The sequence below is a fragment of the Kitasatospora sp. NPDC050463 genome, assembly GCF_040655255.1.
Classification (GTDB): domain Bacteria; phylum Actinomycetota; class Actinomycetes; order Streptomycetales; family Streptomycetaceae; genus Kitasatospora.
Map to the genome: position 1 here is coordinate 13496 of NZ_JBFAJO010000037.1, position 24654 is coordinate 38149.

Here is a 24654-nt window from a genome sequence, read left to right on the forward strand (position 1 = left end):
GGCAACACGTTTTCGAGGTACGGGGCCGCGTGCGCGGGTTCGGCGCGGTGGCTCAGCGCGGCCAGTCCGGGGCGGGGTCGGTGGCGAGCAGCGGTCGGACGGCGCCGAGGACCGCGCCGATGCAGTCGTCGCGCAGGCGGGCGCGGAGGGCGTCGAGCTCGTCGGTCGTGATCGTCTGGATCACCGGATCCCCGGCGAGCACCCACCCGGTTACCGCGATCCCGGGGGAGGAGGACGCCGGTGCGGCGATCGACAGTCTGGACCGGTCGGCTCGCGGACGCGGGTGAGAAGGCGGCGCGGGCGTAGTCCTTCGGGAGCTCTCCGCCGCGCCCGTTCCCAGCACTGCTGGTACGTCCGGGAAACGGGCGCGACGGTCTGTCAAACCTTGGCCGCCTTGGCCTCCTTGGCGGCCCGCTTCACCTCCTGCTTGTGGGCGCGCACCTTGTCCAGCGACTCCGGCCCGGTGATGTCCGCGACCGACCGGTACGCCCCCTCCTCGCCGTACAGGCCCGCCGCCTCGCGCCAGCCCTCGGGCCTCACGCCGTACTGCTTGCCGAGCAGCGCCAGGAAGATCTGCGACTTCTGCTTCCCGAACCCGGGAAGGGCGTTGAGGCGGCTGAGCAACTCCCGGCCGGTCGCGACATCACGCCAGAGCGCCGCCGCGTCGCCGTCGTACTGCGCCACCACGTACTGGCAGAGCTGTTGCACCCGCTTGGCCATCGCCGCCGGGTAGCGGTGCACGGCCGGCTTCTCGGAGAGCAGGGCGACGAACGCCTCGGGGTTGTGGACGGCGATCTCGTGCGCGTCCAGGTCGTCCCGGCCCAGGCGCTGCGCGATGGTGAGCGGGCCGGTGAACGCCCATTCCATGGGCACCTGCTGGTCGAGCAGCATCCCGACGAGCGCGGCGAGCGCGCTGCGCCCGAGCAGGTCGTCGGCCTCGGGCTGCTGTGCGAGCCGGACGGTGACGTTCATGGGCAAGCCCTCCTCGGATCGTGGAGACTCGGATCGCCGCCCAGTCTGGTGGACGGCGGAGGAGGGGAGGGGGTCAACACGCCCGTGGGAGAGGATTGGTTACTGGGCGGGGCCTTGTCCCGGAGGGTTTGTTTGTGTTCGATCCATGGGTGTTCGGCCCCGGCTGCCGACGTCTGATCCCCGATCGGGGCCCGTGCCAACGGCGTTGATCGACCGGACGGAGCGGCGCCGACCGGGTGCCGGCTCGGGTGTCGAAGTCGCCGGTGTTGACGGCGGGGAGGAAGGCCCGCCAGGCGTCGGGGGGAGAAGACCAGGGCGGGGCCGTGGGGGTCCTTGCTGTCACGTACCGGGACGAGGCCGGGGAATCCGGGGGCCACCTCGATGCACTCGCCCCCGTTTCCCCCTGAGTAGCTGCTCTTGCGCCACGTCGTGTTCGTAAGATCGAGGGCTTGGGACACTGTTGCTCGGTCCTCTCATGATGCGGTGGACCATGTCGTCGAGCTCGCTGGGGGCGAGCCCTTCGTTCTCTTCGGTGAACAGCGTGCGCATATGGCGTTCGGTTTGCAGCAAGCCTGAGATTCGGCCGGTCTGGAGTTGCCGGACCACAACGGCTTTCGCCTCGGATCTGGCGAACTCCTGGAACCGGTCCGGGTGGTGGTCGTGCCGGTAGGGGGCGACGAGTTCGTAGCTCCGGACGAGCTGGCCCCCCGCTTCGAGCGCGCGGTCGAACATCGCCGTGTCCTTGAGCGTCGGCGGTGCCTTGCTCAGCTCGAACCGGGACACGTGGGTCTGATGTGTGTTCACCGGTCGGGTCAGCTCGTCCTGCCGCAGCTCCGACGCCTGCCGCCCGTGGGCGAGTTCGTCTCCCCAGGTCCGGGGCCGATCGCCCGGATCCACCTTCCGGCGAGCCACTCGGCCCACCTCCCCGCCGTAAGAGCGCCTGAAGTGTTTTGTGGAAACCCTTGGTCACCCCACGGTCACAGAGCGACACTCCATTCGCAAGGGATTCGCGGAAACCCCAGCAGTTCCAGCGGTTCCCTTTTCGCGCCCATGAAACAGATCGTCCTCGAACATGGGATTGGATATGACGAACGATCACAATCGCGGCAAGAGTGGCGCCGCGACTCCGGTCATCGAGCGGAACTTCCCGTCCTGTCGCTGCGAGCGCTGCGACGACACCGTTCCCGGGGTGGGGCTGGGCGGCAGCAGCCTTCTCCCGGTCGCGCCGCCTCCCGTCCTCCGTGCCGTCCCGCCGGCGGTGGCCTGTCGCCCGTCCCGGCGCGGGGACGCCGTCTTCGACGTCCGCAGCGGGCGGTGGGGCGCGTTCATGGCCTTCCGGCACGGACTGGCGTTCCTCCGGCCGTTCGGCGGCGGCGTCGAGTGGGACACCGAGCCCCGATGGCTCGCGCAGCAGGCGTCGCCGGTGCCCGCGGCGACGTCCTGAACCCGTCAACTCCCCATCTGAGGAAGGGCCATGAGCATCCCGGGCAGAATGACGGCGCACGACCGGCGCCGCGCCGCCGACGCCTTCGACGACTTCCGGGCCACGCTCGCCGCCGCCGGGCTAATGCTGCCCTCGGCCGGCGTCGACTGGCGTTCGGCGCAGACCACCGGGGTCGTGCTGATCGACCTCGGAGCCGTCCGGGCGGACGTCGTCGAGCGATGCACCGAGCTCATCCGGACGGGGATTCGCGGGTGAGGCGGGACGGCCGCGCCGAGGTGGCCTTCGTCCTGCTGGTCGTCGGGGCCTCCGTGGCGGTCTCCGCCCTCGCCGCCCTGCTCGTCGATGCCGGCCGGCCCGGTGTGCGTCGGCCGGCCCGGTGGCCGGCGAACGTCACCGTGCTGACGGTCGGTGTTCCGTACGGGCGGGGCCGGGTCGCGCAGTGCCGGCCCGGGCGCGGGAAGGAGGGCCGATAGTCCCGTCATATCAGTGGACTTGTCGCCAATTCCCTTTGTCCTCAGGGCGAGTAGCCGCCACATCGGCACCGGTGAAAGAGGAAACGGGAAACAGTGCCATTCCCCGTTCACCCCCCTCGTCCGCATGTCAATATTCATGCGGAGGCGGGGGGAGAGACCGTCTCGGGCCCACGACGCAGAACCACGGGCAGACGGTTCCAGAGAGGGGGTTGGCATGCGCACGTCCAAATCGCCCGACACGGCCGGCGAGTTCGGGCCGGAACTACGCAGACGGCGGATCGCCGCCGGGCTGACGCTCACCCGGCTGGCCGAGTTGCTCAACTACAGCAAGGGCCACCTCAGCAAGATCGAACGCGGCCACAAGACGCCGCCGCCCGACCTGGCCCGCCGCTGCGACGCCCGACTCGGCGCCGGTGGCGAGCTGGAGAAGCTGGTGCCGTCCGAGACCCCCGAGCGTGGAACGGGGGTGGACGGCGCCACGGTCGACGACGAGGCATGGCTGCTCCGGGTCGGCCCGGACGGCGTCCGCTGGCCCGGGGGCCTCGGGCGGCGCCGACTGCTCGCCGTCGGCGCGACATCGCTGCTGGGGGTGGGAGTTGCCGCCACCGTGATGCCGCAGCAGGCGCAGGCGCAGGCGGCCACGGAGACGGCGCCGGTGGAGATCTTCCGCCTGCAGTTCGACCAGATGCGGACGCTCGGGCAGACCACCGACCCCGGCGTCCTGTTGCCACTGCTCACCGTCCAGACCCACACCCTGCGTGAACTCGCCGTCCAGGCCGGAGCGTCGAGCCGACCCAAGCTGCTCGGGCTCGCCGCGCGGTACGCCGAGTACGCCGGCTGGATGGCCCAGGAGGCCGGCGACAACCCGGCCGCCCTCTGGTGGACCGCCCGCGCCGTCGAACTCGCCGAGGCCGGCGGCGACCGCGACCTCGCCTCGTACGCGCTCGTCCGCCGGGCTCTGGTCGCCCTCTACGCGGGCGACGCCGCCCAGACCGTCGAGCTGGTCGCCCAGGCCCAGGAGGGCAGGCTGCCGCCCCGGATCCGCGGCCTCGCCGCCCAGCGGGAGGCCCAGGGCCACGCCCTGGCCGGCGACCACACGGCCAGCCTGCGCAGCCTCGACCGGGCCCGCGACCTGCTGGCCCGGGCCGCGGCCGAGGACGGCACCGGCACGCCCGTGCTCGGGACGAGCAACCTCACCGACCCCGCCGCCATGGTCGCCGGCTGGTGTCTGCACGACCTCGGCCGCCCCGCGCAGGCCGCCGAGGTCCTCGACCGCGAGTACCCGCGGATCCCCGCGCACGCCACCCGCAGCCGCGCCCGGTACGGCCTGCGGCGCGCCCTCGCGCACGCGGCCGCCGGGGAGATCGAGCACGCCTGCGCGCTGGCCGCCGAACTGCTGCCGCTCGTCCCGGGGCTGCGGTCGGCGACCATCACCACCGACGTGGAGCGGCTCGCCCGCGAGCTGGCCCGGTTCCGGGCCAACCGGGCGGTGCTCGACCTCCAGCCCGTGCTCGCCGCGGCGCTCCACCCGTAGACCGGGGCCTCCACCGGCCCTCGTCCGGCCTTTCCCCGGCGTCTCCCCGGCCCGGCCCTGCCCCCCCGTAACACCCTGGAGAGGTGATCCGCCATGCCCGACATCTTCGTGAACTACCGCACCAGCGACGAGGACACCGGTGCCACCCTGATCGAGCGCGAGCTGTCCCGGCGGTTCGGCAGCGAACGGGTGTTCCGCGCCAGCAAATCGATCAAGGTCGGCCGGCGCTTCCCGCAGGAACTGCTGACCGCCGTGCGCCGCAGCAGCGTGCTGATCGCCGTCATCGGCGACCGCTGGGCCGACGCCCGTACCGCGGACGGCCGGCGCGCGCTCGACGACCCCGAGGACTGGACCCGGCGGGAGATCGTCGAGGCCTTCGAGAGCGGCGCGCTGGTCGTGCCGGTGCTGGTCGGCCGCGCCACCCGGCTCGACCGGCGCGACCTCCCCGCCGCACTGGGCGAGTTGGCCGACTGCCAGTACCGCCGGCTGGACACCCGCAACGCGGAGGCCGACCTGGCCCGGATCGGCGACGACCTGGCCGAGGCGCTCCCCGGACTCGCCGAAGCGCAACGGCAGATCGCGAAGAGCGAGGCCGAGCAGCCGGAGGCCCGCAACCGGGTGGGCCGGGTCGACGGCAGCGTCGTCCAGGCCAGGGACTACACGCACCGGCAGAGCGGGGGCATCGGCAACGTGGGCGGCGACGTGGGCACGTTCATCAACACGGCGAACGGGCCGCTGCACACGGGGAGCGGGGACCAGCACAACGAGATCCGCAACGGCGGCGTGCAGTTCACCGGGGATGGCGCGAACTACCTCGAACGCGGCTCCGTGAACCAGGAGTTCGGCGGTCTCCGGGAGCGGGACGGGCGCGAGGAGCGGGACGACCGCGAGGAGCGCCGCCGCGAGGGCCGGCAGCGGTGACCGATGCCGGGGGCGGCACCCGGATCGAGGAGATCCGGGGAGCAGCGCACACAGGGCCCGGATCCCAGCACAACCACTTCTACGGATCCGACCAGCCGCCGATGGCCCGCCCCAAGGTGGATCCGTGGCGGGTGGCTCTGGAGCAGCGCAGCTGGCTGAAGCAGCGGTTCGTGGCTCCCGCGGGCTTCGGCGACGCGCAGCAGCGGTTGGCCAGGGTCGGCACCACCGTTCTGCTGGCCGGCCCGGCCGGCAGCGGTCGGCGGACCGCCGCGGTGATGCTGCTGCACGGCCCCGACGACGAGGACACCCCCTTCATCGAGATGTCGTTCTCGATGGACAAGGAGAACGACGACGTCCCGGACCCGGAGGAGGGGGACCGGCTGCTGCTGGATCTCTCCGCCGTCTCCGAGGAGGCCTACCCGCGCGCGCAGGAACTGCTGTACTCCTTCTGGGGCAAGGTGGAGGCTGCGAACGCCCGGTTGGTGGCCGTACTTCCCTTCAGCGACGAGGAGTTGCTGCACCCCAGGCTTCGGCAGCTGGTCGCCGCGATCGGTCGGCCGCGTGCCACGGCCGTCCTGCGCAGGCATCTTGAGTGCGACCGCATTCGCTGGGAGCCGGACGCGCTGGAGGAGGGGGAACTGCGGTCGCTGGACACCTTCGCGATGCGGGACATCCAGCGCTTCGCGAACCTGGTGGCCCAGGCCAGGACGGCGGATCCGTCCGGCGGGATGGCCGGCTGGATCCGGCAGGCGCTCGGCGCGCTCAGCAACCGCAGCGCCGAGGTGACCAAGGAGGTGGCGGCCCTCGACTCCGGCCCGCAGCGCGCGCTGCTGTTCGTGGCGGCGATGATGGCCGGGGCGCCCGCCGACGCCGTCTTCCTGCACACCGACCGACTGCTGAGGCTGGTCGAGCACACGCCCGACGAGAAGCCGCAGTTGGAGCGCGCCGACCTGGCGGAGCGGTTGAAGGCGCTGCCGGTGGAGGTGGACGGGCACGGCAGGATCCGGTTCACCTCGCTGGCGTACGACGGGGCGGTCCGAGCCCACTTCTGGACGTACTTCCCGGGTTTGCGCGACCGGTTCGGCGCGTGGGTCGAGGACGCGGTGGACCAGCCGCACCCGGCGCTCGGGCTGCAGGAGCGGCGAACGCTCGTCGAACGCTTCACCGAGCAGAGCCTGCGCACCTCGGAGTGGCCGCTGCTGCACCGGTTGGCGGGAGAGTGGGCCGCGGACCCCCGCCGGGCGAGCGAGGCGATGGCGGTTCTCGAACTCGGCCTCACCCACGAACGCCACGCCGCGGGCTTCCGGGCCAAGATCTACGAATGGGCGACCCCGGTGGGGTCCGTGCAGCCGAACCTGGCCCGGGTGCTCGCCCGGGCCTGTGGTGAGGTGATGGCCCGGACCCACCCGGACCAGGCACTCGTCCGGCTGCACCACCTCGCGCGGAGGACCAGGGGGAGCAGCGAGTCCGACGTGCGGGAGGCGCTGTTCGAGCTGGCCCGGCACGATCGGCGGCTGTACGCGAAGCTGCTGGCCCGGCTCTGGGACGGTTTGGAGTCCCGGCGGGATGCCACCCCGGACATCCGGCTCTTCCTCGGGCTGGTGAACCCTCCGCCGACGTCGTGGGTCCCGTCCGACGCGCTGACACGGGGCTGGGCCGGGGTGCTGGCGGCGGTTCCGCCGCACTGGTGGGAGTCGACGGTCGGGCAGTGGCTCTCGGCGGCCGCGTCGGCACCGGGTCCGACGGCACGGCGGCTGATGAGGGTGCTGGTCGACGCCGCCCGGGGCCGCGGGGATCTCCTCTCCCGGCTCTACCTGGTCGCCCGTGACTGGGCGGCGGCAGCCGGGCAGCCGGAGGAGCAGAGCGGCCGGGCCGATGTCGCGGCCCGGTTCTGGCAGGAGATCGATGACGCACAGGGCATCGAGTTGTCCGACCCGCCCCGAGTGGGCCGGATCGAGGAGAGGTATCGGTGAGCTCCATGAACTCCATGAACAGGGCCCGCGTCGGCGGACTCGCCGCAGCGGCCGGGCTGGTGCCCGTCGCCCTGGGGCTGGCCCTGGGCTGGCCGGCCTGGGTGTGGGCGGTGGCGGCGGGCTTCGTCGTCGTGGTGGTGCTGCAACTGGTCTGGCGCGGCAGCGGGGAGCGGCCGGCGCCGCAGTCTGGTCCGGACCCGTCCCAGGCGTATCAGTGGAACCGGCCAGGGCCCGTTCCGACGGCGGCGCAGACGTTCGCCCGGTCGACCGTGTACACGACCGCGCCGTCGCCGTCGGGGCCGACGGCAGCGTCCGACTCGGCCTTCGATCCCGGTCGGGCGGACTCGGGGCTGCCGCAGACGCCTGCCGCGCCGGTCGAAGTCCCCTACCAGGAAGCCCGGGTGGAGAACGTGGCGCTGCCGAGCGGGGTGCCGGACTACGACTTCGTGTTCTCGGCGACCGTCCGGTGGCGGCCGCTGCCGCAGGTGAGCGGCCTGGTCCACACCAACCTGGGAGGCCTGGCCGTCGACACCGTGCTGGCCCGCGCCAAGGCGGTGACCGAGCGGGAACACCCGGCCCGGCCGGACCTCGTCTGGTACCGGCTGGCCGGGGTGCTCGGTCTGGCGGAGCAGGACGCATCCGGGCTGGTGGTGGCGATGGCCGAGAAGATCGCGCTCCGCATTCCGGAGGCCGACCAGGCGCGGCTCGACCAGATGGCCGAGGTGCGCAAGACGGCGGAGCTCTGGGAACACGAACTGCGGCACGAGCGGACCCGACGGGCGTATCTCGGCGAGGACGTGCTCAAGTCGACCGGCAGCGCCGTGGTCTGGTGGCTGGCCCGGAACTCCGAGGAGGTGCAGCAGACGGTCGACATGATCGGCCCGCTGGCGCAGTTGTCCGCGGCCGCCAACGACCAGGCGGTGGACGTGCTGTACCGGCACATGGTGGCCGGGGCGGACGTGGCGGAGGCGGCGGCGCAGCTGTTCTCGGGGGAGACGGGCGGTGCGGCGTCGGCGGCGACCGACCGGGTGGCCGGTGCCGAGCCGGGAGCGGATGCCGGCGCGTGGTCCGGCGCCGAGCCGGGGAAGCTCTGGTCGGCACCGGGCCCGTGGCCGACGCCGACGATCCCGGAGCCGAGCGCGGGGCCGGACGGGCAGCCGGACGGGCCGAGGCGGGGGCCGGTGGTGGTCGGGCCGCTCAACGATCTGATGGACGACGTCGACATCAGCGGGGAGGACGAGCGGACCGTCTACGCGCATCGGATCGCCCGCCTCACCGAGGCGATGGGCAGGCCGGAGGGGGCGGACCTGATCAAGGCGAGTCTGGCGGAGCCCGAAGCGGAGGGAGACGCGGGGGCGGCAGCACCGGTCGGGTTCGTGCCGGGGCCGGTGCGGCCCGGGACCGGGCAGCCGGTCCACCAGCCGGCCGGTGACGCCGGCCCCGGGGATTCGGACGAGGAGGGGCCGGTCGTCTCGGCCTGGGAGGTGCTCAGGGACTCCGTCAACGGCGGCGGGTCGGAGGAGCCGCCGTCCATCATCGGGGGCTGAGCGGAGTGGCCGAAAAGATCTTCGGCAGTGCTGTCACACCGGGGCGGTGCGGCGGGTCAGAGGAGTGAAGAGCACGCGAGACCCGCCCGATTCCGATGGGGAGAACGTCTGATGTCCACCACTGCTGTCGTCGTCACTGTGCTGGCCGCCGTCATGGCGGGGTTCTCGGGTGGGGCGATCTTCGTCCGGGCCGCGTTCGTGGTGGGGCCGCTCGCCGAGTACGGGGTGCCGCAGGCCTGGTGGAACTGGCTGGGGGCGGCGAAGGCGGCGGGGGCGGTGGGCCTGGTGGCGGGTCTGTTCGTGCCGGTGGTCGGGGTGCTGGCGGCGATCGGGCTGGTGCTGTACTTCGCGGGTGCGGTGGTCACCGTCGTCCGGGCCCGCGCGTACGCGCACGTCCCTTTCCCGCTGGTCTACCTGGCGCCGGCCGCCGCCTCGCTGGCGCTGATCGGCTGACGACGGGGCGGCACTACCGGGAGGGGCGAGCGGTCACCGCTCGCCCCTCCCGGCGTTCCCGGGCGGGTGGAAGCGTGGGCTGCCCCGGACGCGTGGGCTGCTCGGACCCGTGGACCGGCCCGGACCCGTACAGATGAACCAGAACCGTCCGTTCTATCGGGCAGGAGTTCGACTCAAGCGGCTTATCTCATACGACTGTTGCGGTTGTCCGGTGGAGATCGTCGACCAGGGGTAATGCTGAGCCGACCGGGTGGCGGACGCGGCGGACCGAAGGCTTCGCTCCGCCGTGCCGGTAGGCCTCCTCGACGCGTCCAGAAAGGCTCGCCCGGTGACTCAGCCGTTCGAACTGCCCTCCTTCTACGTGCCGCACCCGGCACGGCTGAACCCGCATCTCGAAGGAGCCCGCGTCCACTCCACCGCATGGGCGCGGGAGATGGGGATGCTGGAGGGGTCGGGCATCTGGGACCAGGCCGATCTGGAGGCGCACGACTACGGTCTGCTCTGCGCCTACACCCACCCGGACGCCTCCGCCGAGGCGCTGTCGCTGGTCACCGACTGGTACGTGTGGGTCTTCTTCTTCGACGACCACTTCCTGGAGATCTACAAGCGCAGCAACGACCGTAAGGGCGGCAAGGCCTACCTGGACCGGCTGCCGCTCTTCATGCCGGCCGACCCGGCCACCCCGATGCCCGAGCCCACCAACCCGGTCGAGGCGGGGCTGGCCGACCTCTGGCGGCGCACCGTGCCCGCGATGGGTGAGGACTGGCGGATCCGCTTCGCCGAGAGCACCCGCAACCTGCTCAACGAGTCGCTCTGGGAACTCGCCAACATCAACGCCGGCCGGATCGCCAACCCGGTCGAGTACATCGAGATGCGCCGCAAGGTGGGCGGCGCGCCCTGGTCGGCGGGCCTGATCGAGTACGCGGCCAACGCCGAGGTGCCGAAGGAGGTCTCGGGTTCGCGGCCGCTGCGCGTCCTGATGGACGCCTTCTCGGACGGCGTCCACCTGCGCAACGACATCTTCTCCTACCAGCGGGAGGTCGAGGACGAGGGCGAGCTGAGCAACGGCATCCTCGTGCTGGAGACCTTCCTCGGCTGTACGACGCAGGAGGCCGCGGACGCCGTCAACGACCTGCTCACCTCGCGGCTCCAGCAGTTCGAGAACACCGTGTTCACCGAACTGCCGTGGCTGTTCACCGAGACCGGGCTCGACCCGGCGGGCGTCGCCCGGGTACTGGCGTACGTCAAGGGCCTGCAGGACTGGCAGTCCGGCGGCCACGAGTGGCACATGCGGTCCAGCCGGTACATGAACGGGGGCGGGGCGGCCGCGCGTTCGGCCAACTGGTGGGACCAGTACGCGATCGGCGGGATCGGGACGTCGGCGCTGGACGTGCTCCGGGCCGGTGCGGCACGTGGACTCCCGGGTGGAACGGGCGAGTTGGGCTCGCTCAGTGGAGTGAACACGCTGGAGGGGACGCCCGGCTCGCTGGGTGGCGTCGACCCGGCTGCGCGACGGACCAGGTCGCACAGCCACGTGCCGTTCCAACAGGTCGGGCCTTCCCGGCTGCCGGAGTTCAAGCTCCCGTACACCGTGCAGCTCAGCCCGCATCTGGACGCCTCCCGGCGCAACACCGTGGAGTGGGCCGCGCGGATGGGCATGCTGGAGGCTCAGCCGGGCGTCCCGGGCTCGGATATCTGGACGGCCGAGAAGCTCGCCGACTACGACTTCCCGCTCTGCTCGGCCGGTATCCACCCGGACGCCACCGCCGAACAACTCGACCTCACCTCGGCCTGGTTGACGTGGGGGACGTACGGTGACGACTACTACCCGGTGGTCTACGGGCGGACCCGCGACCTGGTCGGGGCCAAGCTCACCACCGAGCGCTTCTCGACCTTCATGCCCGTCGACGGCAGCCCGATGCCGGTGCCGGCGAACGCCCTGGAGCGAGGCCTGGCCGACCTCTGGGACCGGACCAGCGCCCCGATGACGGAGGACGCCCGGCGGAAGTTCCGCACCGCCGTCGAGGACATGACGCTGAGCTGGGTCTGGGAGCTCAACAACCAGGCGCAGCACCGGATCCCCGACCCGGTGGACTACATCGAGATGCGCCGGAAGACCTTCGGCTCCGACCTCACCATGAGCCTGTGCCGGCTGGCCCACGGCCAGGCCGTCCCGCCGGCGATCTACCAGAGCGGGCCGATGCGCTCGCTGGAGAACGCCGCCGCCGACTACGCGTGCATGATGAACGACCTGTTCTCGTACCAGAAGGAGGTCGAGTACGAGGGCGAGGTGCACAACGCGGTACTGGTGGTGCAGAACTTCTTCAACTGCGACTACCCGGCGGCCGTCCGCATCGTCGACGACCTGATGCACTCGCGGCTGAGGCAGTTCCAGCACGTGGCGCAGAACGAGTTCCCGGTGCTGTACGACGACTTCGAGCTGGGGCCGGAGGCCCGGGCGCTGCTGGACGGGTACGTGGAGGAGCTGGAGAACTGGCTCGCGGGCATCTACATCTGGCACCGGGACTGCCACCGGTACGGCGAGGAGGATCTGCGGCGGCACTTCGGGCGTACGGCGGGTGCGGTACCGGCGGCCGGTGCGGTACCGGCGGCCCCGGTGGGGGTCCCGAGCGGGCCTCCCGTCGAGCGGCCGGTCGAGCGGTCTGCCGAGCCGCCTGCCGAGCTTCCGGTCGAGGTGGCTCCCGCGGAGTCGGTGCCGGCCGGTGCCGGGGGTGCGCTTCCGTTCGGTGCGCCCGGGTTGGGGACGTCGGCGGCGCGGCTCGCCCTCGCGGCTGCGCCGGTGCAGGCGGCCGCGGGCGGGGCGGAGGCGGCGCCGCGGCCGGGGCTCGTACCGACGGGGCCGGTCGGCTTCGGTACGGCGGGTGCGCGGCCGCCGCTCGCCGCGGTCCTCCCGGGTGGCGGGGCCGGGGTGAGCGGATAGCGGTGACCGGTCCTGGCGACCAGGTTCGCCGACGGCCCGCCGGGATGCGGCGGGCCGTCGGCGCGTCCGGGTGCAGGGGGGCAAGGCGGCTCGGGGCGCGGTCCGGCGGGGGACTGGCTACTGTGGCGAATCGGGGCAAATCGCTACATGGAGGACAGGATCATGGCCGTGCTACCTGAGGGCATGCCCTGCTGGGCCGATGCGATGTTCAAGGACCTGGACGGCGCGAAGACCTTCTACGGGGCGGTGCTGGGCTGGACCTTCGGCGAGAGCGCGTCGGAGTTCGGCAACTACACGACGGCGTACTCGGACGGCAAGGCGGTGGCCGCCGTCGTCCCGCCGATGCCCGGGGAGGAGGTGAAGTCGGCCTGGTGCCTGTACCTCGCCTCGCCGGACGCCGCCGCCACCGTCGAGAAGATCCGCGCCGCGGGCGGCGAGGTGCTGATGGGCCCGATGCAGGTCGGCGACTTCGGCTCGATGGCGATCGCCAAGGACCCGGGCGGCGTCACCTTCGGCGTCTGGCAGGCCGGCAGCCACGAGGGCTTCGAGAAGCAGGGCGAGCCGGGTGCGTACACCTGGGCCGAGGTGCTCACCCGCGAGCCGGACAAGGCCGACGCCTTCTTCCCCGCCGTCTTCCCGTACCGCACCAAGCGGATGGAGGCCGACCAGGTCGACTACAAGATCTTCCAGGTCGCCGACCGCCCCGCTCTCGGCCGGATGAAGGTGGGCCCGGAGGACCTCCCGCCCGAGGCGCCGTCGTACGTGAGCGTCTACTTCGCGGTGGACGACTGCGACGCCACCGTCGCCAAGGTGACCGAGCACGGCGGACAGCTGTACTTCGGGCCGATGGACAGCCCGTTCGGCCGGTTCGCGGCGGTCGGCGACCCGCAGGGCGCGGCCTTCGGCATCATCGACCTCGGAACGACCTCCGGGGACATGCCCGTGCTGGCGGACGACTGATGAGTGGCGGGGAACGGGCCGACCTGCTCCAGACGCTGGACAAGCACCGCGGCTTCCTCCGGTACACCGTCCGCGACCTCGACGACGAGCAGGCTGCCCGGCGCACCACGGCGAGTGAGCTGTGCCTGGGCGGCCTGATCAAGCACGTCATGGGTGTCGAGGAGCGCTGGATGCGGTTCGCGGTCGGCGGTGCGGAGGCGATGCAGCGGGCGGCCATCGACTGGGAGGGCCAGTTCCGGATGGCGGACGGCGAGACGCTGGCCGGCCTGCTCGCCGCGTACGAGCGGGTGGCGCACGAGACGGACGAGCTGGTCTCGACCCTGCCCGACCTGGACCTCGTCCACCCGCTGCCGGAGGCACCGTGGTTCGAGCCGGGCGCCGGCTGGTCCGTGCGGCGGGTGCTGCTGCACATCATCGCGGAGACCGCGCAGCACGCCGGGCACGCGGACATCATCCGGGAGTCGCTGGACGGGGCGAAGACGATGGGGTGAGGGCTTCGGCGGTGGCTTCGGAAGAGCGGATTCGGCGGGAGAGCGGTGGCGGCGGAGCGGCTTCGCAGGAGCGGCGGCGGGCGTCCGGTCCGTCACGCCGCCACCGGGTCGAGGGCCACCCCGAGCAGTTCGCGCAGCGCGCGGCCGCCGTCCGTCGTCACCCGCAGGGCCCGGCCGGAGCCGATCCGCTCCACCCAGGCCCGGTCCAGCGCCGTCCGGCAGAGTGCCGCGCCGAAGACCCCGCCCAGGTGGCCGCGGCGCTCCGTCCAGTCCAGGCAGCTCCGCACGAGCGGTCGGCCGCCCGCGCGCCCGGCCCCGGCCGGAAGCTCGACGCCCAGGCCGGCCAGCCACTCCAGCCCGTGCACGGTGACCGCGAGGCCGGCGTCGTCCGCCACCAGTCCGCGCGCCAGGACGGCCTCGGTGACCGCCACCCCGAGCCGGCCGGCCAGGTGGTCGTAGCAGGTCCGCGCCCGGGCCTCGGCGCTCAGCCGGGTGGACTCGCGCAGGTTGGCCGGCCGGGGCCGCGCCGGGCCGGTGGCCGCCGCGTAGGCGCAGAGGTCCTCGATCAGCGCCGCCGCCGCCGGGTCGGCGAGCCGGACGTACCGGTGCCGCCCCTGCCGCTCCTCGGCCAACAGGCCTCCGGCGATGAGCCGGGACAGGTGCTCGCTCGCGGTGGAGGGCGCGACGCCGGCGTGCCGGGCGAGTTCGCCGGCGGTCCAGGCCCGCCCGTCGAGCAGGGCGGTGCAGAAGGCGGCGCGGGTGGGGTCGGCGAGCAGTCCGGCGAGCTGGGCGAGCGACATGCCTCCATGGTGCCCCGGGGACGGTTCGGCGGGGGCCGAAACGTCCCGGGTCCAGCATGGCGGCCATGAGCACCCCGAGCACTCCCGCCGCCGGCCCGGCCACCGGGGAGGCAACGGCATGACCCCGTTCGCCGCCCTGCATCACCGCCCCGGCGAGCCGCTGCTGCTGCCCAACGCCTGGGACCACGCCTGTGCGGCGGCCCTCGCCGGCCAGGGTTTCGCCGCCATCGGCACCACCAGCCTCGGCGTGGCCGCGGCCGCCGGCCTGCCCGACGGTGCCGCCGCCACCCGTCGTGAGACCCTCCGCCTCACCCGGCGCCTCGGCCGGGGCCGGTTCCTGCTCTCCGTCGACATCGAAGCCGGCTTCAGTGACGACCCGTCGGAAGTGGCCGACCTCGCCGTCGAGTTGGCGGAACTCGGGGCGGTCGGCATCAACCTGGAGGACGGTCGGGAGGACGGCACGCTCGCCCCCGTCGCCGTGCACGCGGCGAAGCTCGCGGCCGTGAAGGCCGCCGCCCCCGGTCTCTTCGTCAACGCCCGGACCGACACCCACTGGCTCGGCTTGCCCGATCCCGGGCCGGAGACCGGGCGCCGCCTCGCCGCCTACCAACAGGCTGGCGCGGACGGCGTGTTCGTCCCGGGGCTGGCCGAGCCGGCCGCCATCGAGGCGCTGGTCGGCCGGATCGCCGTCCCGCTCAACGTCCTGTTCACCCCGGCGGGTCCGCCGTTGGCCCGGCTCGCCGAGCTCGGGGTCGCCCGGGTCAGCCTCGGCTCGCTGCCCTATCGGGCGGCCCTGGCGGCGGCGGTCGGGACGGCGGTGGCCGTCCGCGACGGCGGCGCCCTGCCCGACGCGGCTGCCTCGGCGCCCGGGTACGCCGCGGTCGCGGCGTTGCACGAGGACCGCCCGCTCGATCAGGTCCCGCCCGGCAGGATCGGCCGGCCGGGACATCGGCCCTGGCCGGCCTGACGGCCGCTGCGAGCGGCCGGGGCACGCGCCGGACCGGTGCGGCAGGCCGGGCGGCGAAGTCGTGGCGCTGCCGCAGTGCCGATCAGGCTGCTGCGTCGGCGAGTTGGGCATCCAGGGTGGCGCGCAGCCACGCGTGGGCGGAGCCGGGCGTGATGGCGGGCGGGCCGTCGGCCGGGGTGGCGAGCTCGGTGGTGAGCTGCCAGTAGCGGTCGATCACCGGGTCGGCGGTCTGGTCGAGGACGTACCCGAGGCGGTGACGGAACTCCGAAGTGTCCTGCAGGCCCCTGGAGTCGGCGTGCGCGGCGACGAAGCAGTCCAGGGATTCGCCCGCGTACGACGCCCCCTTCGCCATTTCCGCCGCCGCCAGTTCGTAGGCGAAGCCGAGGCCCTGGTAGAGCACCGCCGGCCGGTAGTCGTCACCGGGGTCGCGGAGGTCGGGCCGGCAGACGTCGACGCTGAGCCGGCCGGCGGCGGTGAGCGCGTGCAGCCGGGCGAAGGTCAGGACCTGGGCCGGGCTCGGGTCGGCGGGGGGCTCCGGGACGGCCGCGTCGATGACCGCCGTGAGCAGCGCGGCGGGGAGGCGCGGGGGCAGCACACGGCGCCAGAAGCGGGCCATCACGGTGGTGTCGGGCGGGCCGGCCACCGTACCGATCAGGCTGAGCCGGTCGGCGCGCTCGGCGGGGGTGCAGTCCTGGAGCAGGTGGAGGGCGGCCTCGCGCCAGCGCAGGGCGGCCAGTTGCGACCCGACTTCGCGCAACTGCCGGGCGACGGCGTCCTCCAGTGCCGACTCGTGCTCCAGGGCCCGGCCCACCTCGGGGACGGGCAGGTCGAGCGTGCGCAGGGAGCGGATCAGTCGGAGCCGGTCCAGCGCTTCCGGGCCGTAGCGGCGGTGCCCGCCGGAGCTCCGGCCGGATTCGGGCAACAGGCCGCGGTCGGAGTAGAAGCGGACGGACTTGACCGTGGTGCCCGCGCGCTCGGCCAGCTCCCCGATGCTCCACATGACGTCGGGCGACATGACTTGAACCTCCCTCAGGGGGAGTTCCTACCGTACCCGTGTGCACGGGCGGCCGGGAGGTCGGCCTGACGGACGATACGCGAGGAGATGATCATGACGACGTTCGTACTGGTGTCGGGTCCCTTCACCGGTGGCCAGGTCTGGCGGGAGGTGGCCGCCAGGCTGCGGGAGTCCGGGGCCGAGGTGTCCCCGGCGACGCTCACCGGCCTGGGGGACCGCCGTCACCTGGCCGGCCCGGACACGGGTCTGGAGACGCACATCGACGACGTGCTGCGGCTGATCGACGAGACGGACGCGCCGGAGGTGGTGCTCGTCGGCCACGACTACGGCATCCACCCCGTGCTGGGCGCGGCCGATCGGCGCCCGGAGCGGATCGCCCGGATCGTCTACCTGGACGCGGGCATGCCCCAGGACGGTGACGCCGCACTCCAGTCGGTTCCCGACGAGGAGGTGCGGGGGCGGCTGCTGAACCCGGCGGGACCGGAGGGGGACGACTGGCGGATCGCCCCGCCGGCCGCCGACGCGTGGCAGCGCTGGGGGAGCACCGCCGGGCTCTCGGAGGAGGCGCTGGCCCGGCTGACCGACCTCGCCTCGCCGCAGCCGAGCGCCACCTTCACCCAGCCGCTCCGGCTGTCGGGGGCGCTCGCGGCGGTGCCGACCTCGGGCATCTTCTGCACCGCGAGCGGGATGAGCATCGCCAAGCTGGAAGGTCTGATGACGCTGGGCATGCCGCAGCTCAAGGCGCTGGCCGACCCCCGGGTGGGCTTCTTCGACCTGGACACCGGCCACTGGCCGATGCTCTCCCGCCCCGACGACCTGGCCGACCTCCTGCTCCGCGCCGCCGCCGGCGAGGGCCACCGGCTGACCGCGCCCCCGACGGAGGAGCAGCCCGGCTACCTCCGCCCGTTCGTGCTGGACGTGCCCGAGCAGGCCCGTGAGCGCGTCGGCCGGGTGGACCTCCACCTGCCGTCGGACCTCGTCGAGGCGGGGGCGCCGCGGCCGGCGGTGCTGTTCGTCCACGGCGGCCCCGTCCCCGAGGGCCTGCAGCCCACCCCGAGGGACTGGACGACCTACGTCGGCCACGGCCGGTACGCGGCGAGCCGGGGCGTGATCGGCGCGACCCTGGACCACCGGCTGCACTCCCTCGCCGACTACCCGCTCGCCGCGCAGGACGTCGCCGACGCCGTCGAACTGCTCCGCGCCGACCCGCGCGTCGACGGCGACCGCATCGCCCTCTGGTTCTTCTCCGGCGGCAGTCTGCTCTCGGCGGACTGGCTGTCCGCGCCCCCGTCCTGGCTGCGCTGCCTCGCCGCGACCTACCCCGTCCTCGCGCCGCTGCCCGGCTGGCACGTCGTGGACAGCCGGTTCCGCCCGGCGGTCGCCCTGGCCGGGGCCGGCCGGCTGCCCGTCGTGCTGACCCGCGTGGGCCTGGAGGTCGCCGAGATCGCCGCGACGGTCGAGGCGTTCGTGGCCGAGGCCGAAGCGCGGCAGACGGACCTCGAAGTGATCGATGTCCCGCACGGCCACCACGGGTTCGACACCCTCGACCCGACGGACGAGTCGCGCGAGGCCATCGAGCGGGCCTTCCGCTCCGTCCTCGGCCACCTCCGCCCCTGATCCGCCCGGCCCCCGGGTGGGCGCCGCCGGGCGCCCACGCGTGGGGTCGCGTCGGTGCGCCACATCTGTACGTCACGTCGGTGCGCCGCGCCAGCACGCCGCGTCAGTGCGCCACGCGCTCGTCGGTGCCGGGCACCTTGGCGGTGCTGAGGGCGATCCGGTTCCAGGTGTTGATGGTGAGGACCAGGGCCAGCAGGCGGGCCAGCTCCTCCTCGGTGAACTGGGCGGCGGCCCTCGCGTACACGTCGTCGGGCAGGCCCGCCTGCCCGATCAGCGTGACGGCCTCGGTCAGCGCGAGGGCGGCCTGCTCCTGCTCGGTGAAGAAGTGCGCGGCGTCCTGCCAGACGGCGACCAGGTGCAGCCGCTCCTCGCTCTCACCGGCCTTGCGCGCGTCCGAGGTGTGCAGGTGCAGGCAGTACGCGCACCCGTTGAGTTGCGAGGCGCGGATCTGGACCAGTTCGACGAGCGCCGGGTCGAGGCCCTCGCGGGCGGCGGCGTCGAAGCCGATCAGGGCCTTGAAGGCCGCCGGGGCGGCCTTGGCGAAGTTGATCCGGGGAGCCCGGGCAGAGGTGGCGGCGGGTGCGGGTGCGGTGGCGTTCGTCATGATCATGAATCTAGAAGGCGGGAGACCTGTTCGGAAGGGCATTCCGGCGGCCCCTCCGTGGGTCAATTCCGGCCGCGGGTGACGGTTGTGCGGGCCGCCCGCGCCGCAAGACGCTGGGACATCTTCCGAAGACTGGAGGATATTCATCGGCTCGTCGGATCTTCCTAGGGTTGGGGACAACAGCAACCGGCCGAACGAGGGCCGGACGAGCCAGGAAGGCAGTCCTCCCATGCGCGCAGTCACCCAGCAGTCCTTCGGCGGCCCCGAGGTTCTGGAGACCGTCGAGATCGAGCGCCCGACCCCGCTCGGCGGCGAGGTCCTGGTCCGGGTCCACGCGAGTGCCGTCAACCCGGTGGACGTGGCCGTCCGTTCGGGCGCCTACCCGCTGCTCGGCGAGCCGCCGTTCGGCGTCGGCTGGGACATCTCGGGCGTCGTCGAGGAGGCCGGTCCGGGGGCCCGGTTCAAGCCGGGCGACGAGGTCTACGGCATGCCGTTCTTCCCCCGCGCGGCCACCGGCTACGCCGAGTACGTCGCCGTCCCCTCGCGACAGGTGGCCCGCAAGCCCGCGACGCTCGACCACGTGCACGCCGCCGCCGTTCCGCTCGCCGCCCTCACCGCCTGGCAGGGGCTGGTCGACGCGGCCCGGGTGACCGAGGGGCAGCGGGTACTGGTCCACCGCGCGGCCGGCGGCGTCGGCCACTTCGCGGTGCAGATCGCGAAGGCCCGGGGCGCCCACGTCATCGCCCTGGCGAGCGAGGCCAAGCACGCGTTCGTGCGCGGCCTGGGCGCCGACGAGGTGATCGACTACCGGACCACCGACTACACCGAGGCGGTCCGCGACGTCGACGTCGTCTTCGACTCCTCGTCCGAGGGCGAACGTGCCCTGGCGGTGCTGCGCCCCGGCGGCACCCTGGTCAGCATCATGGAGCACTGGAACCAGGAGCTCGCCGCCCGGATCGAGGCCGCCGGCCGGCACTTCGCAGGCGTCTCGGTCGAGCCCGACTACGCCTCGCTGGAGGCCATCACCGCACTCGTCGACGCGGGCCGCATCCGCCCGCACGTCAGCGAGACCTTCCCGCTGGCCGAGGCCGGCAAGGCCCACGAACTGGTCGGGTCCGGCCGGGTGCAGGGCAAGGTCGTCCTGACCGTCGCCTGACCGCGCCCCTAAGGTGGAAGGCCGAACGCGTCGGACGTACGGGGAAGTGGGGGAAGGCGTTGGACATCCTGACCGAGGCGCTGAGTTCGATGCGGACGGGGCAGCCCACGTCCGTACGCACCGAGGGCCGCGCCCCCTGGGGCCTGCGCCTCCCCCCGGTCGCCGGCGCCGGGTTCCACGTGGTGCTGTACGGGACGTGCTGGCTGGTCCCCCTGGAGGACGCGCCCGGTACGGAGCCGATCGCGCTCAGCCCCGGCGACGTGGTCTTCCTGCGGGACGGCCGCGGCCACATCCTCGCCGACCATCCCACCACCCCGGCCGAGGAGGAGCGCCCCGACCAGTACCGGCCGGGGTCGCCGATCGGCCTGGTCACGCTCGGCGGCGACGGCCCCCGCACCAGCCTGCTGTGCGGCAACTACCACCTGGACCAGGGCCGTCCGCACCCGCTGGTCCGCCAACTGCCCGAGGTCGTCCACCTGCCCACCCGGCACGGCCGCCACCCCGAGCTGAGCGCGGCGGTCCAACTCCTCGGCACCGAGCTGGAGAAGCCCCGGATCGGATCGGCCGGCATCGTCCCGGCCCTGATCGACTCGCTGCTCCTCTACATCCTGCGCGCCTGGTTCGAGGACCAGCCGCCCGCGGCCGCCGCCGGCTGGGCCGCCGCGCTCGGCGACTCCGCCGTCGCACCGGCCCTGACCGCCATCCACGAGGACCCGTCGGCGCCGTGGACGGTCGAGTCCCTGGCCGGCCGGGCCGGACTGTCCCGCGCTGCCTTCGCCCGCCGCTTCACCACGCTCGTCGGCGAACCGCCGATGGCCTACCTGACCCGCTGGCGCCTGACCACCGCCGCGACCCTCCTGCGCGAGTCCGAGGCCCCGCTGACCACGGTCGCCGCCCGGACCGGCTACGGCTCCGAGTACGCCTTCGCCAAGGCCTTCAAGCGGGAGTACGGCCAACCGCCCGGCAGCTACCGCCGCACCGCCCGCGCCGCCTGAGGGCACCGGAGCGCCCCGCCCCGCCGTGCGGCGAACTCCCGGCCACCTCCTCGGTCACGGCCGGCCGGGTGCGCCGGGTGGCGAGGGCGTCGAAGCAGTGAGGCCTATGCGGAACGTGGACCGAACTCCCTTGGGGCGGCGCGTCGAACGCACCGCACGTCGGGTGGACGACTATGTGCCGCGGCCGACGCTCTCGGCCGCCCTCAGGCGTTCGAGTCCGCCCAGGAGCAGGTCCAGCGCGAACTCGAACTCGGCCTGGTCGTCGCAGTTGCCGACGGTCGACGCCGCGTCGTGTCCGACGGCTCCGGCCAGTTCCGCGATGTGGGGGTAGGCGCGCGCCAGCTGCTGGAGGAGCGCCGGGTCGGGGGTGGCGGCGGTGTCGTCGAACAGTTCCTGGCTGAAGCCCAGCAGCCGGCTGCCCATGGCGTGCATGGCGTGGTGGGTGAGGGAGACGGAGAAGCCGCCGGCCCGGAACAGGCGGGCCATGGAGTCGAGGTGGCCGAGCACGGCCGGGGTCGGACTGGTGCGGGACTGGATCACGCCGGCGGCCCAGGGGTGGCGCAGCAGGACCCGGCGCGCGGCGAGGATGTGCGCGCGCATCGTGAGCCGCCACTCGCCCGCCCCGGGTGGGCCGATCTCGCCGACGACCAGATCCACCATGCCGTCGAGGAGTTCGTCCTTGTTGGCCACGTGCTTGTAGAGCGCCATCGGCACGACGCCCAGCTCCTGGGCGAGCTTGCGCATGCTGATCGCGTCCGTCCCGGCGCCGTCGGCGAACGACACCGCCGCGCGCAGGACCCGTTCCCGGCTGAGCGGCGCCCGCCGCGCTCCGTCCGCTGACTGCTTCATCTTGACGAGTGTACGGCGTACGCCTATGGTCAGCACCAGGTGTACGCCGTACACCTGGACCGGGTGGGGAGCTCCGAATGAACGCAGACAGAGGCGCGGACAGACGCAACGGCATCGCGGCGGGCGTGTTGTTCCTGGTGACCGAGGTCGCCGCCATCGCCGGGGTGGCGCTCTACCGCCCGGTGCTGGGCGGCGCGGACTACGTGCTGGGTGCGGGCGCCGACAACCGGGTGCTGCTCGGGGCGCTGTGCGAAGTGGTGCTGGCCCTGGCGGTGGCGGGCACCGGGGTGACGCTCTTTCCGGTGCTGCGGCGCCAGCACGAGGGGATCGCCCTCGGCTATGTCTGCGCCCGGCTGCTGGAGGCGGTCGTGATCATCCTCGGTCTGGTCGCGGTGCTCGCGGTGGTGACGCTCCGCCGGGACGCGGCTCCGTCGGACGCCGGGGCCTCCGTCACGGCGGCCAGGGCACTCCTCGCGGTCCACGACTGGACGTTCCTGCTCGGGCCCAACCTGATCCTCGGCGTCAACACCCTGCTGCTGGCCCTGCTCCTCCACCGGGCCCGGGTCGTGCCGCGGACGATCACCGCCCTGGGGCTGGTGGGCGGGCCGTTGATCTGCGCCTCCGCCGTGGCCGTGTGGTTCGGGCTCTACGGGCAGCTCTCCGGTCCCGGAGCGGCCGCGGCCCTGCCGGTCTTCGCCTGGGAGCTCTCCCTCGCCGGCTGGCTCGTCCTCCGGGGCTTCCGTGGCTCCCGCGGCTCCCGTGCCGCGGACGCGGACGCGGACGCCGTCGCCCGCGACTCCCGTGCCGCGGACGCCGTCGCCCACTGACCCGCCGTCCCCCGCCGTCCCCCGCACCACCGGTGGGACGGCGAAGGCCCGGACCGTCGCAACGGTCCGGGCCTTCTGCCCGCGGCGTCCTCCCAAACCCGCGGCGCGGGGTCCGCTAGCTCAGGGTCTTCAGGGCCGCCACGTCGTACGGCTTCAGCTCGTCGAACCGGCCCGCCAGGACCTTCGCCGCCCACTGCGGGTCCTGGAGCAGCGCGCGACCGACGGCGACCAGGTCGAACTCGTCGCGCTCCAGGCGGTCGAGGAGCTCGTCGATGCCCTGGACCTGGGCGCCCTCGCCCGCGAAGGCGCGGATGACGTCGCCGTCGAGGCCGACCGAGCCGACGGTGATGGTGGGCCGGCCGGTGAGCTTCTTCGTCCAGCCCGCCAGGTTGAGGTCCGAACCCTCGAACTCCGGCTGCCAGTAGCGGCGGGTGGAGGCGTGGAAGACGTCGACGCCGGCCGCGGCGAGCGGCGCCAGGACGGCCTCCAGCTCCTCCGGGGTCTCGGCGAGCCTGGCGTCGTAGGCCTCCTGCTTCCACTGCGAGTAGCGGAAGACCACCGGGAAGTCGGGCGAGACGGCCTCGCGGACGGCGGCCACGATCTCGGCCGCGAACTTCGTACGGTCCGCGTGGTCGCCGCCGTAGGCGTCGGTCCGGCGGTTCGTCGCCGCCCACAGGAACTGGTCGAGCAGGTAGCCGTGGGCGCCGTGCAGCTCGACGCCGTCGAAGCCGGTGCGCTCGGCGGCCGCGGCGGCCTCGGCGAAGGCGCCGATGACGTCGTCCAGATCACTCCGGGTCATCGCCTTGCCGGTGCCCTCGGTGCCGTCCAGGCGCAGGCCGGAGGGGCCGACGGCGGGGGCGTCGGCGAAGGGCGGCTCGCCCTGCTTGCGCACCATGCCGATGTGCCACAGCTGCGGCATGATCGTCCCGCCGGCCGCGTGGACCGCCTCGGCGACCTTCGCCCAGCCCGCCAGCTGCTCCTCGCCGTGGAACCGCGGCACCCGGTCGCTCTGCCCGGCCGACTCGTGGCCGACGTAGGTCCCCTCCGTGAGGATCAGGCCCACGCCCGCGGCGGCGCGCCGGGCGTAGTACGCCTGCACGTCCTCGCCGGGGACGCCGCCCGGGGAGAACATGCGCGTCATCGGCGCCATCACGATGCGGTTCGGGACGGTCAGGCCGTTCAGCGCGACGGGCCGGGAGAGGATCTCGGCCGCGCGGGAGGCGGAGGACGCGGTGATGGTCATGGATGTTCCTCGTTACCAGACGGTATGTGCACGTGCATTGAATGTCTGCAGGTGCCAACCGTCCCGGCGCCCGGGGCATTTCGCCCGCCCGGAAAGCCGCCCTGTGATCCAGGGCACACCCCCGCGCCCGAGTCGCGCCGGCTGAGGCCCTTGTTTGAGCCGGATGGATGATTTGCCCGTTTATTGACAGTTTGGCATGTATTGGAGTACCGTCAACGTGTCATGAATGAGGGACGTCGGTACGAGAGCCCGCTGCGGGCCGAGCAGATGGAGCAGACCCGCCAGCGGATCTTCACGGCACTGACCGAAGCCATCGCCGATGAGACCGTGGAAGAGCTCACCGTCCCGCTCGTCGCAAGGCGCGCGAAGATTGCCGTCCGCACCGTCTACCGCCACTTCCCGACCCGGGAAGAACTCTTCGTGGCGTGGAACGAGTGGGCCCAGGAAAACCTCCACGTGCTCATGCTGTCCTATCCGGACACCCTCGAAGGGCTTCGCCGCCTGACTCCGGAGCTCTACCGCTCGTATGACGAGCACGAGGCACTCATCCTGGCCCTGCTGAACCTCAAGGCGGCCCTGCCGCTTCGGCGCCAGGGCCGGGCCCACCGGTTCCGCTCGGTGGAGACGGCGCTTGCCGAGGTCACCGACGCGGCCTCCCCGACGGCCCGGCGGCGCGCGGTCGCGGTCCTCTACCTGCTGGTGAGCGCACCGGCCTGGCAGGCCATGCGTGAGCAGACAGGACTCGACGGAGCCGAGGCCGGCGAGGCGGCCGCCTGGGCGGTCCGGGTGCTCACCGATGCTCTCAAGCGCGATCCAGAGGGGCCGGCAGGCGCAGCCGCCACCTGAGTCACCCGGTCAGTGTCACCTGGTCA

At 73.2% G+C, this 24654-nt stretch carries 23 protein-coding genes and 3 pseudogenes; 17 read left to right on the top strand and 9 right to left on the bottom strand.

The window, feature by feature from the left end:
• Nucleotides 1–52: 52 nt before the first annotated feature.
• The 4 genes and pseudogenes from AB0J08_RS23135 to AB0J08_RS23150 all read right to left on the bottom strand — a co-directional run.
• A pseudogene (locus AB0J08_RS23135) lies at nucleotides 53–202 on the bottom strand (TetR/AcrR family transcriptional regulator); the annotation flags it as partial.
• A 176-nt stretch (nucleotides 203–378) separates the two neighbouring features.
• The gene (locus tag AB0J08_RS23140; RefSeq protein ID WP_360637314.1) at nucleotides 379–972 is read right to left on the bottom strand and encodes an HhH-GPD-type base excision DNA repair protein; all 594 of its coding nucleotides are present in this window, start codon (nucleotides 970–972) and stop codon (nucleotides 379–381) included.
• A 268-nt stretch (nucleotides 973–1240) separates the two neighbouring features.
• Nucleotides 1241–1430 (bottom strand): annotated as a pseudogene (locus AB0J08_RS23145) (DUF397 domain-containing protein); the annotation flags it as partial.
• A gap of 25 nt (nucleotides 1431–1455) precedes the next feature.
• Nucleotides 1456–1704, bottom strand: a pseudogene (locus AB0J08_RS23150) (Scr1 family TA system antitoxin-like transcriptional regulator); the annotation flags it as partial.
• Nucleotides 1705–2056: 352 nt separating this feature from the next.
• On the opposite strand from AB0J08_RS23150, the gene AB0J08_RS23155 reads away from it, so the two are divergent.
• From AB0J08_RS23155 to AB0J08_RS23205, 11 genes are all read left to right on the top strand, one after another.
• Nucleotides 2057–2416 (top strand): hypothetical protein, encoded by a 360-nt coding sequence (locus AB0J08_RS23155; protein ID WP_360637317.1) that lies wholly within the window; start codon nucleotides 2057–2059, stop codon nucleotides 2414–2416.
• A 30-nt stretch (nucleotides 2417–2446) separates the two neighbouring features.
• Nucleotides 2447–2671 (top strand): hypothetical protein, encoded by a 225-nt coding sequence (locus tag AB0J08_RS23160; protein ID WP_360637320.1) that lies wholly within the window; start codon nucleotides 2447–2449, stop codon nucleotides 2669–2671.
• Nucleotides 2668–2889 carry a hypothetical protein gene (locus AB0J08_RS23165; protein ID WP_360637323.1) on the top strand — a complete coding sequence of 74 codons (222 nt, stop codon included), beginning with the start codon at nucleotides 2668–2670 and terminating at the stop codon, nucleotides 2887–2889. Before AB0J08_RS23160 ends, AB0J08_RS23165 begins: the two co-directional genes overlap by 4 nt.
• A gap of 214 nt (nucleotides 2890–3103) precedes the next feature.
• Complete coding sequence (locus tag AB0J08_RS23170; RefSeq protein ID WP_360637326.1) at nucleotides 3104–4423, top strand: helix-turn-helix transcriptional regulator; 1320 nt, start codon at nucleotides 3104–3106, stop codon at nucleotides 4421–4423.
• Between the two features lie 93 nt (nucleotides 4424–4516).
• Nucleotides 4517–5344, top strand: coding sequence for a toll/interleukin-1 receptor domain-containing protein (locus AB0J08_RS23175; protein WP_360637329.1), 828 nt, complete (start codon nucleotides 4517–4519; stop codon nucleotides 5342–5344).
• Nucleotides 5341–7317, top strand: coding sequence for a hypothetical protein (locus AB0J08_RS23180; RefSeq protein WP_360637332.1), 1977 nt, complete (start codon nucleotides 5341–5343; stop codon nucleotides 7315–7317). Before AB0J08_RS23175 ends, AB0J08_RS23180 begins: the two co-directional genes overlap by 4 nt.
• Entirely contained in the window at nucleotides 7314–8864 is a 1551-nt protein-coding gene (locus tag AB0J08_RS23185) for a hypothetical protein (protein ID WP_360637335.1), read from the top strand. Before AB0J08_RS23180 ends, AB0J08_RS23185 begins: the two co-directional genes overlap by 4 nt.
• Before the next feature lie 111 nt (nucleotides 8865–8975).
• Nucleotides 8976–9317, top strand: coding sequence for a DoxX family protein (locus AB0J08_RS23190; protein WP_360637338.1), 342 nt, complete (start codon nucleotides 8976–8978; stop codon nucleotides 9315–9317).
• 328 nt (nucleotides 9318–9645) lie between these two features.
• A complete protein-coding gene (locus AB0J08_RS23195) occupies nucleotides 9646–12258 on the top strand; it encodes a terpene synthase family protein (protein ID WP_360637341.1) in 2613 nt (870 codons plus the stop codon).
• A 162-nt stretch (nucleotides 12259–12420) separates the two neighbouring features.
• Nucleotides 12421–13218 (top strand): VOC family protein, encoded by a 798-nt coding sequence (locus tag AB0J08_RS23200; protein ID WP_360637343.1) that lies wholly within the window; start codon nucleotides 12421–12423, stop codon nucleotides 13216–13218.
• Nucleotides 13218–13709 (top strand): DinB family protein, encoded by a 492-nt coding sequence (locus AB0J08_RS23205; protein ID WP_360637346.1) that lies wholly within the window; start codon nucleotides 13218–13220, stop codon nucleotides 13707–13709. The genes AB0J08_RS23200 and AB0J08_RS23205 overlap by 1 nt, the downstream gene beginning before the upstream one ends.
• A gap of 92 nt (nucleotides 13710–13801) precedes the next feature.
• Here AB0J08_RS23205 and AB0J08_RS23210 read toward each other — a convergent pair whose 3' ends face one another.
• The gene (locus tag AB0J08_RS23210) at nucleotides 13802–14509 is read right to left on the bottom strand and encodes a winged helix-turn-helix domain-containing protein (protein WP_360637349.1); all 708 of its coding nucleotides are present in this window, start codon (nucleotides 14507–14509) and stop codon (nucleotides 13802–13804) included.
• Between the two features lie 118 nt (nucleotides 14510–14627).
• Here AB0J08_RS23210 and AB0J08_RS23215 point away from each other — a divergent pair, with 118 nt between their 5' ends.
• Nucleotides 14628–15476 (top strand): isocitrate lyase/phosphoenolpyruvate mutase family protein, encoded by an 849-nt coding sequence (locus AB0J08_RS23215; RefSeq protein WP_360637352.1) that lies wholly within the window; start codon nucleotides 14628–14630, stop codon nucleotides 15474–15476.
• An 82-nt stretch (nucleotides 15477–15558) separates the two neighbouring features.
• On the opposite strand, the gene AB0J08_RS23220 is transcribed toward AB0J08_RS23215, so the two are convergent.
• Nucleotides 15559–16491, bottom strand: a complete 933-nt coding sequence (locus AB0J08_RS23220) for a MerR family transcriptional regulator (RefSeq protein WP_360637355.1) — start codon at nucleotides 16489–16491, stop codon at nucleotides 15559–15561.
• 93 nt (nucleotides 16492–16584) lie between these two features.
• Between AB0J08_RS23220 and AB0J08_RS23225 the strand changes: the two genes are divergently transcribed.
• Complete coding sequence (locus AB0J08_RS23225; protein ID WP_360637358.1) at nucleotides 16585–18108, top strand: alpha/beta fold hydrolase; 1524 nt, start codon at nucleotides 16585–16587, stop codon at nucleotides 18106–18108.
• 103 nt (nucleotides 18109–18211) lie between these two features.
• On the opposite strand, the gene AB0J08_RS23230 is transcribed toward AB0J08_RS23225, so the two are convergent.
• A complete protein-coding gene (locus tag AB0J08_RS23230; protein WP_360637361.1) occupies nucleotides 18212–18712 on the bottom strand; it encodes a carboxymuconolactone decarboxylase family protein in 501 nt (166 codons plus the stop codon).
• Nucleotides 18713–18941: 229 nt separating this feature from the next.
• Between AB0J08_RS23230 and AB0J08_RS23235 the strand changes: the two genes are divergently transcribed.
• Both AB0J08_RS23235 and AB0J08_RS23240 read left to right on the top strand, forming a co-directional pair.
• The gene (locus tag AB0J08_RS23235; protein ID WP_360637364.1) at nucleotides 18942–19868 is read left to right on the top strand and encodes an NADP-dependent oxidoreductase; all 927 of its coding nucleotides are present in this window, start codon (nucleotides 18942–18944) and stop codon (nucleotides 19866–19868) included.
• Between the two features lie 59 nt (nucleotides 19869–19927).
• Entirely contained in the window at nucleotides 19928–20863 is a 936-nt protein-coding gene (locus tag AB0J08_RS23240) for an AraC family transcriptional regulator (RefSeq protein WP_360637367.1), read from the top strand.
• 171 nt (nucleotides 20864–21034) lie between these two features.
• On the opposite strand, the gene AB0J08_RS23245 is transcribed toward AB0J08_RS23240, so the two are convergent.
• Nucleotides 21035–21712: a TetR/AcrR family transcriptional regulator C-terminal domain-containing protein gene (locus tag AB0J08_RS23245; protein ID WP_360637370.1), complete on the bottom strand. Its 678-nt coding sequence runs from the start codon at nucleotides 21710–21712 to the stop codon at nucleotides 21035–21037.
• A 77-nt stretch (nucleotides 21713–21789) separates the two neighbouring features.
• Between AB0J08_RS23245 and AB0J08_RS23250 the strand changes: the two genes are divergently transcribed.
• Nucleotides 21790–22539 carry a DUF4386 domain-containing protein gene (locus AB0J08_RS23250; RefSeq protein ID WP_360637373.1) on the top strand — a complete coding sequence of 250 codons (750 nt, stop codon included), beginning with the start codon at nucleotides 21790–21792 and terminating at the stop codon, nucleotides 22537–22539.
• Between the two features lie 115 nt (nucleotides 22540–22654).
• Here the strand turns inward: AB0J08_RS23250 and AB0J08_RS23255 are convergent, their stop codons facing one another.
• The gene (locus AB0J08_RS23255; protein WP_360637376.1) at nucleotides 22655–23782 is read right to left on the bottom strand and encodes an NADH:flavin oxidoreductase; all 1128 of its coding nucleotides are present in this window, start codon (nucleotides 23780–23782) and stop codon (nucleotides 22655–22657) included.
• Nucleotides 23783–24049: 267 nt separating this feature from the next.
• On the opposite strand from AB0J08_RS23255, the gene AB0J08_RS23260 reads away from it, so the two are divergent.
• Nucleotides 24050–24628, top strand: a complete 579-nt coding sequence (locus AB0J08_RS23260) for a helix-turn-helix domain-containing protein (RefSeq protein WP_360637379.1) — start codon at nucleotides 24050–24052, stop codon at nucleotides 24626–24628.
• Nucleotides 24629–24654: the final 26 nt, after the last annotated feature.

What these genes read in the sequence shown, in the direction of transcription:
- AB0J08_RS23140 (WP_360637314.1), bottom strand. Translation starts at nt 972, where the DNA reads ATGAACGTCACCGTCCGGCTCGCACAGCAGCCCGAGGCCGACGACCTG.
- AB0J08_RS23155 (WP_360637317.1), top strand. Translation starts at nt 2,057, where the DNA reads ATGACGAACGATCACAATCGCGGCAAGAGTGGCGCCGCGACTCCGGTC.
- AB0J08_RS23160 (WP_360637320.1), top strand. Translation starts at nt 2,447, where the DNA reads ATGAGCATCCCGGGCAGAATGACGGCGCACGACCGGCGCCGCGCCGCC.
- AB0J08_RS23170 (WP_360637326.1), top strand. Translation starts at nt 3,104, where the DNA reads ATGCGCACGTCCAAATCGCCCGACACGGCCGGCGAGTTCGGGCCGGAA.
- AB0J08_RS23175 (WP_360637329.1), top strand. Translation starts at nt 4,517, where the DNA reads ATGCCCGACATCTTCGTGAACTACCGCACCAGCGACGAGGACACCGGT.
- AB0J08_RS23190 (WP_360637338.1), top strand. Translation starts at nt 8,976, where the DNA reads ATGTCCACCACTGCTGTCGTCGTCACTGTGCTGGCCGCCGTCATGGCG.
- AB0J08_RS23200 (WP_360637343.1), top strand. Translation starts at nt 12,421, where the DNA reads ATGGCCGTGCTACCTGAGGGCATGCCCTGCTGGGCCGATGCGATGTTC.
- AB0J08_RS23205 (WP_360637346.1), top strand. Translation starts at nt 13,218, where the DNA reads ATGAGTGGCGGGGAACGGGCCGACCTGCTCCAGACGCTGGACAAGCAC.
- AB0J08_RS23210 (WP_360637349.1), bottom strand. Translation starts at nt 14,509, where the DNA reads ATGTCGCTCGCCCAGCTCGCCGGACTGCTCGCCGACCCCACCCGCGCC.
- AB0J08_RS23215 (WP_360637352.1), top strand. Translation starts at nt 14,628, where the DNA reads ATGACCCCGTTCGCCGCCCTGCATCACCGCCCCGGCGAGCCGCTGCTG.
- AB0J08_RS23220 (WP_360637355.1), bottom strand. Translation starts at nt 16,491, where the DNA reads ATGTCGCCCGACGTCATGTGGAGCATCGGGGAGCTGGCCGAGCGCGCG.
- AB0J08_RS23225 (WP_360637358.1), top strand. Translation starts at nt 16,585, where the DNA reads ATGACGACGTTCGTACTGGTGTCGGGTCCCTTCACCGGTGGCCAGGTC.
- AB0J08_RS23230 (WP_360637361.1), bottom strand. Translation starts at nt 18,712, where the DNA reads ATGACGAACGCCACCGCACCCGCACCCGCCGCCACCTCTGCCCGGGCT.
- AB0J08_RS23235 (WP_360637364.1), top strand. Translation starts at nt 18,942, where the DNA reads ATGCGCGCAGTCACCCAGCAGTCCTTCGGCGGCCCCGAGGTTCTGGAG.
- AB0J08_RS23245 (WP_360637370.1), bottom strand. Translation starts at nt 21,712, where the DNA reads ATGAAGCAGTCAGCGGACGGAGCGCGGCGGGCGCCGCTCAGCCGGGAA.
- AB0J08_RS23250 (WP_360637373.1), top strand. Translation starts at nt 21,790, where the DNA reads ATGAACGCAGACAGAGGCGCGGACAGACGCAACGGCATCGCGGCGGGC.
- AB0J08_RS23255 (WP_360637376.1), bottom strand. Translation starts at nt 23,782, where the DNA reads ATGACCATCACCGCGTCCTCCGCCTCCCGCGCGGCCGAGATCCTCTCC.
- AB0J08_RS23260 (WP_360637379.1), top strand. Translation starts at nt 24,050, where the DNA reads ATGGAGCAGACCCGCCAGCGGATCTTCACGGCACTGACCGAAGCCATC.